This window comes from Cetobacterium sp. (assembly GCF_048470075.1).
In the GTDB taxonomy this organism is placed as follows: domain Bacteria; phylum Fusobacteriota; class Fusobacteriia; order Fusobacteriales; family Fusobacteriaceae; genus Cetobacterium_A.
The window spans coordinates 1-11,631 of the sequence record NZ_DBGBQB010000138.1; the positions used below are offsets into that span (position 1 = coordinate 1).

At 33.5% G+C, this 11,631-nt stretch carries 10 protein-coding genes; all 10 read right to left on the bottom strand.

Annotated elements, in window-relative coordinates:
- Window positions 1-913 (bottom strand): Gfo/Idh/MocA family protein (locus ACMOUI_RS04830; RefSeq protein WP_418964605.1); only part of this gene is annotated, 913 nt, incomplete at its 3' end.
- 64 nt (window positions 914-977) lie between these two features.
- Window positions 978-1,616: a cyclodeaminase/cyclohydrolase family protein gene (locus tag ACMOUI_RS04835; RefSeq protein WP_418964606.1), complete on the bottom strand. Its 639-nt coding sequence runs from the start codon at window positions 1,614-1,616 to the stop codon at window positions 978-980.
- A gap of 8 nt (window positions 1,617-1,624) precedes the next feature.
- Entirely contained in the window at window positions 1,625-2,872 is a 1,248-nt protein-coding gene (gene hutI / locus ACMOUI_RS04840; RefSeq protein WP_418964607.1) for an imidazolonepropionase, read from the bottom strand.
- 21 nt (window positions 2,873-2,893) lie between these two features.
- Window positions 2,894-3,790, bottom strand: a complete 897-nt coding sequence (ftcD, locus tag ACMOUI_RS04845; RefSeq protein WP_418964608.1) for a glutamate formimidoyltransferase — start codon at window positions 3,788-3,790, stop codon at window positions 2,894-2,896.
- A 13-nt stretch (window positions 3,791-3,803) separates the two neighbouring features.
- Entirely contained in the window at window positions 3,804-5,336 is a 1,533-nt protein-coding gene (gene hutH / locus ACMOUI_RS04850) for a histidine ammonia-lyase (RefSeq protein ID WP_418964609.1), read from the bottom strand.
- Window positions 5,337-5,353: 17 nt separating this feature from the next.
- Window positions 5,354-6,652, bottom strand: coding sequence for a Na+/H+ antiporter family protein (locus tag ACMOUI_RS04855; protein ID WP_418964610.1), 1,299 nt, complete (start codon window positions 6,650-6,652; stop codon window positions 5,354-5,356).
- A 159-nt stretch (window positions 6,653-6,811) separates the two neighbouring features.
- Window positions 6,812-7,999, bottom strand: a complete 1,188-nt coding sequence (hydF, locus tag ACMOUI_RS04860) for a [FeFe] hydrogenase H-cluster maturation GTPase HydF (protein WP_418964611.1) — start codon at window positions 7,997-7,999, stop codon at window positions 6,812-6,814.
- Window positions 8,000-8,008: 9 nt separating this feature from the next.
- Window positions 8,009-9,400: a [FeFe] hydrogenase H-cluster radical SAM maturase HydG gene (gene hydG, locus ACMOUI_RS04865; protein WP_418964612.1), complete on the bottom strand. Its 1,392-nt coding sequence runs from the start codon at window positions 9,398-9,400 to the stop codon at window positions 8,009-8,011.
- Window positions 9,385-10,431, bottom strand: coding sequence for a [FeFe] hydrogenase H-cluster radical SAM maturase HydE (gene hydE / locus ACMOUI_RS04870; RefSeq protein ID WP_418964613.1), 1,047 nt, complete (start codon window positions 10,429-10,431; stop codon window positions 9,385-9,387). The genes hydG and hydE overlap by 16 nt, the downstream gene beginning before the upstream one ends.
- 75 nt (window positions 10,432-10,506) lie before the next feature.
- Entirely contained in the window at window positions 10,507-11,487 is a 981-nt protein-coding gene (asnA, locus tag ACMOUI_RS04875) for an aspartate--ammonia ligase (RefSeq protein WP_418964614.1), read from the bottom strand.
- Window positions 11,488-11,631 lie beyond the last annotated feature (144 nt).

The following is an 11,631-nucleotide window of genomic DNA, read 5'->3' on the forward strand; positions in this document are numbered from 1 at the left end:
ATATCTCCTTAGTATTACTCTCTGATTCAACTTTTCCCATTTTTATTAGCTTTAAAAACTCATCCAGTTCATAAACCATACTATTTTTTTCCTGTGAAACACCTATATCCTCTACTTCTCCACTTTTATAGTAAATTTTTACACTTTCTATATTGGAAATACTATTTATTACTAGACTTCCATTTTCTCCTTGAATCTCACTATTGATATAGCTATTTGTTATTTTTGAGTATATTATTGAAGCTATCATATCTTTATACTCTAAGATAACACTTCCAATTCCTGAAACTCCACTAGTTAAGGTATAATCCAATTTTCTACTTTTCACTGGTATTCCAAAAAGTCTCAAAACAAAATATAGAGGATAAACACCTATATCCAAATGAGCTCCTCCACCAAATTTTGGATTAAAAATATTAGTTAATTCCCCACTTTTTAGATTGTCATATCTTGATGAGTATTGACAAAAATTTCCTATAAACCCTCTTACAGGTCCAATTTTGTCCAAGTTTTTTTCTATTACCTTAAAATTTGGCAAAAATGTATTCTTCATAGCTTCCATCAGAGTTACCCCATTTTCATGTGCAGCTTGATACATCTCTTCCACTTCTCTCTCAGTAATTCCCATGGGCTTTTCACACAGTACATGCTTTTTATTCCTCAAAAGTTCTATACTTTGGCTATGATGAAGTGAGTTGGGACTAGCTATATAGACCATATCTATATCTTTTCTACTGCAAAGCTCTTTAAACTCTGTAACTATATCTTTAATTTCATACCTCTCTCCAAACTCAAGTCCTTTCTGATAATTTCTAGAATAGATTGTTTTTAATTGACAACCCTCAACTTTTTCAATGGCTTGTGCAAAATCATGTGATATTTTACTTGTACCAACAATCGCTATTTTTATCATTTTTCTCCCCCTTAAAAGTTAATAAAAAAAAGATGACACTCTGGTGTCATCTCAATTTTTCATACTATAAACACTCATTGACTACACTTAAAATTTCATCCTTTATCTCTTTTGAGATAAAAAGAATTCTTTCTAACTGATTTAGAGTTTCCATTTTAAATGCTTCATCATCTATTCCACCTAGATTGATTTTCACATTTAAAACTCCACCCTCTATTCCCGAATATAGTAATATCGCTGATACACCTAAATCTGTAATTGCATTTTTATTCCCATATTTTAATATAATTTTTAATGATTTTAAAGTTTTTTCTGAAATTTTACAAATCTCTAAAGGTGTTTCTATTGCCAGTTTTAAATTCTTTTCAATTGTAAGCTTTCTAATCTCTCTTTCTTCCTCAGTATCCTTTGGTAGTTTATAACCTGCCATAACCAGATTATATGCCTCTGTATCTCTATCTATTAATCCTTCTAAAGTTTTTCTATAGCTGTCAATCTCCTCAAAAGCGGCTTTAAAACTTTCCTGTTCCCACTCTGGAATCTCTTTAAACTTCTTTTTATCAAAAGTTAAGTGTGCTACCATTCTTCCCAGAGTACATCCCAATGCTGAGACCAATGCTGAGACTGATCCACCTCCTGGGGCTGGACTTTTAGAATCAACTATATTTAAAAAATCCTTAACTGATAAATCTACTAACTTCATGTTTCCTCCTATCTTTTAAAAACTAAGCATCCATTTTTAAAGACTTTTTTTGTATGATTTACTCCAAAATGGTATAAAATATACTCTATATTTTTAGCATCAAATATTACAAAATCAGCTTTTTTACCCTCTTCAAGAGATCCTACTCTCTTTTCTCTTCCGATAGATTTTGCTGCATTTATAGTCACAGCTTTAAAAATCTCTTTAGGTCTCATCTTCAGTTTTAATGCAGCTATTTGCATAATCAATTGTAGGTTCTCAGTTGGACAAGACCCTGGATTATAATCTGTCGATAGAGCTACCTGAACTCCTTGATCTATCATTTTTCTTGCAGGAGCATACTCTTTTCCTAAACTAAAAGAGGTTCCTGGTAGAAGATTAGCTATTGTTTTGCTATTCTTTAGAGCCTCTATGCCCTCGTCACTTATTGCCATCAAGTGATCAGCTGAATACATATTTAGCTCTTGAGCCAATTGAGCCCCCTTTGTATTTACAATCTCATCCGCATGAATTCTTAACTTAAATCCATACTTTTGAGCCTCTAAATACATTTGACGACTCTCCTCAATAGAGAATACACCCTCTTCACAAAATACATCAAAGAACTCTGCTAAGCCTCTCTCTTTTACCACTGGAAGGAGATCAATTACTTTTTGAATAAACTCCTCACGTCTATCTTTATACTCCTCTGGTAAGGCGTGTGCTCCCATAAATGTGGAAACTACCTCCACCTCTTGCTCATGATTTAAACGCTCATTAACTCTAAGCTGTTTTAATTCAGTTTCACTATCTAGTCCATAACCACTTTTAGACTCAACTGTTGTAACTCCATAGGACAACATAGTTCTCAATGTTTTTTTAGCCTTATCTAGAAGTTCCTCTTCTGACAGCTCTCTTGTGGCATTTACACTACTTAAAATTCCTCCACCCCTTTTTAAAATCTCTAAATATGGAACCCCCTGAATTTTATCTAAAAATTCATTTTCTCTAGAACCTCCATGTACTAGGTGAGTATGAGAATCTATCATCCCTGGAACAACTACACAACCTTCTGCATCAACCAGTTTCGTTGTAAACTTTATCAATTTCGATGGTACTTCTCCATGCCCAATTGCCATTATCTCATTTCCTGATACAGCTATATATCCATTTTCTAAAATTTCAATATTCTCCATAGGACTTTCATCATCTTTCAACGGCAACTCTTTTCCTGTAACTAATTGACCAATGTTGTAAATTATTAAATCTGCATTCATAAACTCACCTCATAAAAATTCTTATTTCAATAATTCATTTTCAATTATTTTATCTATTTTAAATCCATCCAATCCTAAGTAATACTCAAGAGATTCTGATAAAGCTTCCATGGGAACTGCCCCTATAATCTCACTTCCAAGAACATTTACTCCATATCTCTTAGCTTCCATCTTCACTGTTTCAAAGACTCTATAGATTGGATTTTTCTTATAATCTTTTATATTCATAGTAACTTGAACTATTCCTTTTTCCTTCATCTCAGCTGGACCAGCTTGAATAAATCTAAACCCACCACTTGAAAATCTTATTGCTTTAGATATCTCTCTTGCAATATTTATATTTGTTGTATCTAAATTTATATTAAAAGCTATCAGCGGCATTCTACCTCCAACTGCAGTTACTCCAGCAGTTGGATGAGGAGCTCTCTCACCAAAATCCGGTTTCCACTCTTCCAATTTCAATTTATCTTTCATTCCTTCAAACTCACCCTTTCTGATTGAAGGAAGAGAAACTCTATTTGGCGCAGTAGCTGACTCCTCATATAAAAATGTTGGAACTCCATATTTTTCCCAAATCTTTTGTGCCACCACTTTAGATATCTCTACACACTCTTCCATTGTTATATCCTTTATTGGAATAAATGGAATAACATCTGTAGCACCCATCCTTAAATGCTCTCCTTTTTGAACATTCATATCTATTAGCTCTGTGGCTATGCCTACAGATTCAACAACAGCTTCTATTATATCTTCAGGTTCTCCTATCACAGTTATTACAGTTCTATTGTAATCTGCATCTGGCTCACAACCCATAAATTTTATATTTTTATTGTTTTTAAATGGTGCTGCTATCTTTTCTATCTTTTCCAAATCTTTTCCTTCACTATAATTTGGTACACATTGAACTAGTTTTTTCATTTTATTCCCCCATTTATATTTTTAATTTTCCTACATTCTCTTCAACTTTTTCCACTATTTTATTAGTTTTTATCAACTCTTCAACCTTTTCTATATCTATATACATAACTCTATCTTTATCATAGAACTCTACAATCTCTCTAACCAGGGTATGAGCTTCATTTGTTCCCTTTCCTAATCTCTTTACATCCCTTAAATCAATACCTTGACATGCAGCTAACATCTCCATTGCAACTACTTTTCTCACATTTCCTAAAATCTCATTGGCCTTTCTCGCTGCTATTGTTCCCATAGAAACATGATCCTCCTGGTTAGCTGATGATGGTATTGAATCTACTGAAGCCGGATGAGCTAGGACTTTATTTTCTGAAACTAAAGATGCTGCACTGTATTGAACAATCATAAATCCGGAGTTAACTCCACCTTTTTCCACTAAAAATGCTGATAATCCATTACTTAGAGATGGATTCACCAATCTTTCCAACCTTCTTTCAGAGATATTTGCCATCTCAGCCAAAGCTATTCCTAAGAAATCAAATGGCAATGCCATTGGTTGTCCATGAAAGTTTCCTCCTGATAATACCTCATTTTCTTTTGGGAAAATGATTGGATTATCTGTAACTGCATTCATCTCAATCTCCACTTTTTCTTTTATATAGTTTAAAGCATCTTTACTTGCTCCATGAACTTGAGGGGTACATCTAAGAGCATATGCATCTTGTACTCTTAACTCCCCTTGCTTTGTAATTGAAGTACTATTTTTTAAAATTTTATTTATATTTTTAGCTGTATTTATCTGTCCTAAGTGCCCTCTTACCTCTTGAATCTTTGGGTCAAATGCACATATTATTCCATTTAAAGCCTCCATAGACAAGCTCGCTGCAATATCTAAGTGTTTCATCAAGTTTATTGCATCATATACAGTGTGTGCTCCCACTGAAGTCATAACTTGTGTACCATTAATAAGAGCTAATCCCTCTTTTGAGGATAGACTTTTTATAGGTTTAATCTTAGCTTTTTTTAAAGCTTCCTCTCCCTCATAAAGTTCACCTTTATAATAGGCCTTACCCAATCCCAACATCACTAAAACCATATGCGCTAGTGGGGCTAAGTCTCCTGATGCTCCAAGTGAACCCTTCTCTGGTATATAAGGCGTCACACCTTTATTTATCATCTCCACCAATAGATCTAAAACTTTTTGGCGTATTCCTGAGTGTCCTTGAATTAAGTTATTGACTCTCAATAGCATTATTCCCCTAACATGGTCTATTGCCAGGGGATTTCCTACACCACAAGCGTGACTCACTATTAAATTTCGCTGTAAAGTTGCAGTTTCCTCTTTAGAAATAACTGTATCTGAAAATTTTCCAAATCCAGTGGTTATTCCATAGGATATTTTTCCCTCTTTTATGTAATCCTCAACTAAATTTCGAGCTATAGCAACTTTTTCCTTAGCTTCATCTGAAATTTTCACCTCATAACCATTTCTTGTTACATTGATTAAATCCTCTAAAGTCAGTTTTCCATTTCCTATTAGTAGTTCCAAATTAATCCTGCCTCCTTTTAAAATAATACTCCTCCAATAACACCCGCTATTATAAGTGGTATATTGTAATGCATAAATGTTGGAATACAAGTATCCCTTATATGATCATGTTGCCCATCGGCATTTAATCCAGCTGTTGGTCCTAACGTTGAATCTGATGCTGGAGATCCTGCATCTCCTAAAGCTCCTGCACAAGCTATAAGTACAATTGTTCCCATAGGTGATATACCTAACTCTATACATAGAGGTACATAGATGGCAGCTAAAATAGGTATTGTACCAAAAGATGTTCCTATACCCATAGTCACAAATAGTCCAACTAATAGCATTACAAAAGAACCCATTATCTTACTTCCACCAACTACTCCAACTACTCCCTGTACTAGAGGTTCTACTGCTCCAGTCGCCCTTATAACATTTCCATAACCAGCTGCTACTAGCATAACAAAGGCTATCAATCCCATTATTCCAATACCATCACCTATCAATCCATCAATCTCATTCCATCTAATAACTTTTACGGCTAACATAAATCCAATTGCCACAATAGCTCCCAGTGGAAGTGAGCCTGTATAAATCTGTATACCAAAGGCTATAACAGCTGAAATCAATGTATACCAGTGCTTTATCTCCATTTTCTCCACTATATCCTCATGTACTCCACCTATTGATAGATCTTTATACTCTCTAGGCTTACTATAACTCATAAATATAGCTATTAAAAGTCCTACTAACATAGCTATTCCTAAAATCCAAGTCGCTTTCCAAACTTGACTTAACTCTATATTCATTCCATTACTTACAATTTGATCTCTAATTATTCCATGGAATATCAAACCAAATCCAACTGGAAAAACAATATATGGCATTTTTAATCCAAATGTCAGTGAACATGCCATAGCTCTTCTATCCATTTTTAATCTGTCCATCAGCTTCAATAAAGGGGGAATTAAAATTGGAATAAAAGCTATATGAACAGGTATTGCATTTTGAGATAAACAAGCTATTCCAGCTATTATTAAGGCTAATATCCATTTTTTACCACTCACTATTTTAGATATTTTTCTCGATAATAATGCCGCCACACCAGTACTATTTATAGCTACCGCTAAAGTACCCAAAAGAATGTAGCTAAGCGCCGTTTCAGAGTTTCCTCCCATTCCACCAATTAAAATTTTCATCGCTTCACTGATACCTATTCCCGAAGTTGCTCCCGCTACTAAAGCTGCTATTAATATTGCCAAAATCACATTTAATTTTAATAAACTTAGTACAATCATAGCTGTAACTGAAAGTATTACTGGATTAAAAATCATATTAGTCCTCCCCTTTATTTATTTAAACTTCTTTTAGTGGTATTTATATTACCTCACAGATATTTTGAAGTCAATAGTAGTGACTAAATTTATTTTATTTTTCAGAGTTTTTATACTAAAAAACTCTCTTTACTAAAATCATTAGTAAAGAGAGTTTCTCTAGTTAAATATTTCCAATGCTTTGTCCAATATCCCTGTCACTTCAGCTATAACTAAACCATAGTTTGTTATAGGAACATTTAGTGATATAGACTCATCTATTCTACTTTGCATCAATTTTTTATTTATCATACACGCTCCACAATGGATTACTAAAGCGTATTTTGATAGATCCTCTGGAAAATCTTTTCCACCCATAAAGGTAAATTCAACCTCTTTTCCAGTAAAGTTTTTCACTAATTTTGGAATTTTTACTCTTCCAATATCCTCATGAGAGGTGTTATGAGTGCAAGTTTCCGCAATCAATACCTTATCTCCATGATTCAAGCTCTTAATTTTTTTTACACCTCTAACAAGATCCTCTAAATCACCTTTTTGTCTGGCAAAAAGTATTGAGAAACTTGTCAATTTAGCTCTATTATCTAAAATTTGATCCACTTTTTTAAAAGCTTGTGAATCAGTTACAACTAAATCTATATCTTTTATATCCTCTAAGGCACTTTCTAATTCAGTATCTCTAACCACATAACTCTTTATTCCATGATCTAAGCACTCTCTTAAAAGTTGAACTTGAGGTAATATCAGCCTTCCCTTTGGAGCTTCTGAATCCACTGGTACAACCATTAAAACTTTTCCATTATAGGGTACTAAATCCCCTAAAAGTTTTGGTTCTTCCTGCTCTTTTTCAATCTCTTTTAAAATAGATTCTTTAAGTGCTAAGATAGATTCCCTATTTTTAGTGGATACAAACTTTCCTTTTGGGAATATCTTTTTAATTATCTCTATCTCATCATTGGATAAAAGATCCTCTTTATTTAAAACAAGTATAAATGGAATGTTATATTTTTTAAATTGATACTCTTGATCTTTATAAAAAGCCATATCAATTTTTGTAGCATCCATAACCAATATGGCAAAATCTGTTCTCTTTAACTCCTCTAGGGTCTTTTTTACTCTCAGTTTTCCAAGGGGTGTGTTATCCTCTAGACCTGCTGTATCTATAAATAGCACTGGTCCAAAGGGTAAAAACTCCATAGCCTTTACCACAGAGTCCGTTGTTGTTCCCTCTATCTCTGAAACAATTGATATATTTTGCTCTGTTATAGCATTTAAAAGAGAGGATTTTCCAGAATTCGTTTTTCCAAAAATACCTATGTGCAGTCTATTTGAATTTGGGGTACTCTTCATAACTTCCTCCTAAAGATATAGATCTCTCTCTCCATTTTTTATTTTTTCCAACTTCTCAAGAGTTAAAGCCTTAATATCCTCTCTTTTTATGTTCTCTATCTCCCTTGCTATAACCTCTTCAACCTTTTCTGTCAACTCTAAATCTCCATAGTCCATAGCGTATTCCATTAAAGTTAAAAGTGCATTAGGTGAGCATACATTTTGAATATTTCCACTTTTAGCCAATTGCATAAATCTATCTCCTGTTCTTCCCATTCTATAGCAAGCTGTACAGTAACTTGGAACACAATCCTGCTCTAAAAGCTCTTTTAATACCTCCAGTGGAGTTCTATGATCTGCAAGTTCAAACTGAGTTTGAGTTTTCCCTTCCTCTCTATCTGTATAACCACCAACATCAGCTGAAGATCCTGCACTTATTTGAGATATCCCATATTTTATTAGCTCTCTTCTCAATTCAGCAGTTTCTCTAGTTGAAAGAATCATTCCAGTAAAAGGAACAGCTAACCTTATTATTGCCACTATATTTCTAAATGTATCGTCATCTATCTGATGAGGGTACTCATCTAAACTCATTCCTTCCGCCTTTTTTATTCTTGGGACAGATATTGTATGGAATCCTACTCCATAATGTTTTTCTAAATACTCATTATGTAACATCAACGCTATAATCTCATATTTATAGTCAGCTAAACCGAATAAAACTCCAGCTCCAACATCATCTATTCCACCCTCCATAGCTCTATTAAAGGCTGTTAAATGATATTCATAATCACCTTTTAAACATTTCGGATGAACTTTTTCATAAGTTGGCTTATGATATGTCTCTTGGAATAAAATATATGTTCCTATTTCAGCTTCCCTCAATTTTCTATAGTTCTCAACTGTTGTAGCTGCAATATTTACATTTATTCTTCTTATAGCTCCATTCTCAAATTTAGTTGTATAAACTGCATCAATAGCCTCTAATGCATAATCAATTGGTGCATTAACTGGATCTTCTCCCAACTCTAATGCCAATCTTTTATGCCCCATTTTCTCCAATAATCTAACTTCATTTTGTATCTGCTCTCTAGTCAGTTTTTTTCTAGGAAACTTATTATCTCTTTTATATCCGCAGTATGTGCAGTTATTCACGCAGTAATCACTCACATAAAGAGGAGCAAATACCACTATTCTATTTCCATAGATTGATTTTTTTAGTTCACCAGCTATTTCATATAGTCTTTTTTTCTGCTTTTCATCTTTTATCTCTAAAAGAGAAGCTACCTCTTTATGTGTTAATCCCTCTTTATTTTGAGCTTTATTTAAGATTCTTTCTATCTCATCATAGTCTGTTGTCTTAGACTCTTTTAAAAGTGTTTCAATATATTCCTGATCAATAAAGTTTATTTTCTCTTCCATCTAATATTATCTCCTCTTGTTAATATTGGTTGAAATCCAGCTTCTAAAATACCGTTCTCAATCTTTAATTTTTCCTCTGCTGACTCCTTACCTAAAAAAACCTTTCCATTGTAAAGAGCATATTTTTTTCTGCACTCCATTGGAGAAAGATTTGGCATAATTACATTTGCTCCAGCCTTAAAACCTTTCTCTCTACCTTTTGGATCTATTGTTCCCAAAGCCGTTGTAGCTGGTAACAGTACATCTGGTAATAAAAGTCTTATTATCGCTAAGAGAGTAATTGTGTCATAGGCAGTTCCTCCTTTTTCATCCTTCAAAGGAGTGTCCTCATGTGGAATAAATGGCCCTATTCCTACCATATGAGGCCTCAGATTTTTTAAAAAAACTAAATCTTTAGCATAGTCCACTAACTTTAGCCCAGGTAACCCTATTAGGAACCCACTTCCCACTTGATACCCTATGCTTTTTAAAGACTCTAAACACTTTTTTCTATTTTCTAAAGACATCTTTGGATGCAATTTTGTATAAAGCTCTTCATTTACAGTTTCATGTCTTAGTAGATATCTATCTGCTCCAGCCCTATACAGTCTTTCAAAAGATTCTTCCCCTCTCTCTCCAAGAGAAAGAGTGATAGCTATATCCGAGTATTCACTCTTCAATGTTTTTATTATACTTTCTAAAATCTCATCAGAAAAATAACTATCCTCTCCCCCTTGAAAAACAAAGGTTCTATACCCAAGAGAGTAACCTCTATGACAGCATTCCAAAATCTCATCTTGAGATAATCTATATCTGTTAGCTTTTTTATTAGAAGCTCTAATACCACAATAGAAGCAATCACATTTACATATATTAGAAATCTCTATCAATCCTCTGAAAAAAACAGTATCTCCATAGTGTTTTTTTCTTACTTCATATGCTTTTTCTATCAAGTAATCCCTATCTTCACAGCTCAAATTACCAAGTAATAGTTCAAGCTCCTCTTGAGATAGATTATTTTCCCTCGATAGTTTATCTATTAAATATCTCATCTCTCACCTCCCAGAGTATATGACACTTTAATTATATACCCTTTTCCTCCAGAAAGACAAGTTAATTTTTTCTTTTTATAATAATGGAATATTTTTAGCTTTACACTCTTCAACTATCTCTTGTGACCATAGTGAAGCTTGAACCTCCCCTATATGAAGCTTATCCAAGAAAAATAAACATAGTCTCGACTGTCCTATTCCCCCTCCTATTGTGTAAGGAAGCTCTCCCGCCAATAATTTTTTATGGAAATCTAGCTCCTTTCTTCCTTCTGCTCCCGCTATTTCAAGTTGTTTTGCAAGAGATTCCTCTGATACACGGATTCCCATCGATGAAAGCTCTAATCCTATGTTTAATGGCTCATAATACACTATTATATCTCCATTTAAATCCCAGTCATCATAATCTGGAGCTCTTCCATCATGTTTTTCACCAGACTCTAAAACTTTTCCTATTTCACTTATGAATATTGCTCCATGCTTTCTAGCATGTTCATGCTCTCTCTCTTTTGGTGTTAACTCTGGATAAAGTCTTTCTAACTCTTGAGATGTTATAAATGTAATATCTTCAGGTAATTTTTTAGAAAGTTGAGGATACATACTTCTAATGTGACTCTCAGTATCTTTTAATGAGCTATATATTTTTTTCACAGTCTCCTGTAAAGTTTCTGTTGTTCTATCCTCTTTTTCTAAAACTTTTTCCCAATCCCACTGATCAACATAGTATGAGTGTATTGGGCTTAAATCCTCATCTCTTCTGATAGCATTCATATCTGTATAAAGACCTTTTCCAGAGTCAAATCCATACTTGTGAAGAGCCATTCTTTTCCACTTTGCTAATGAGTGAACTATCACTGCATCTTGCTTACATTTAGTATCAAATGCTACCGCTCTTTCTATCCCATTTAAGTCATCATTTAATCCACTCTCTGGTGTTACAAATAAAGGTGCTGAAACTCTTGTTAAGTCAAGTTTTTTTGCTAAATCTCTTTCAAAGAAATCCTTTACCTCTTTAATTGCAATCTCTGTTTCCATAATGTCTAATTTTGTCTTGTACATAGTGCTACCTCCAATTTTTATATAAAAATAAAAAACTCTCAACATCTCCATTAGGGAAATAGTTAAGAGTTTTAATTTAACAAAATATAATACACCTCTACAAGTGCACCTAAACAAATCTATTTAAAAATAAATCCATTTGTT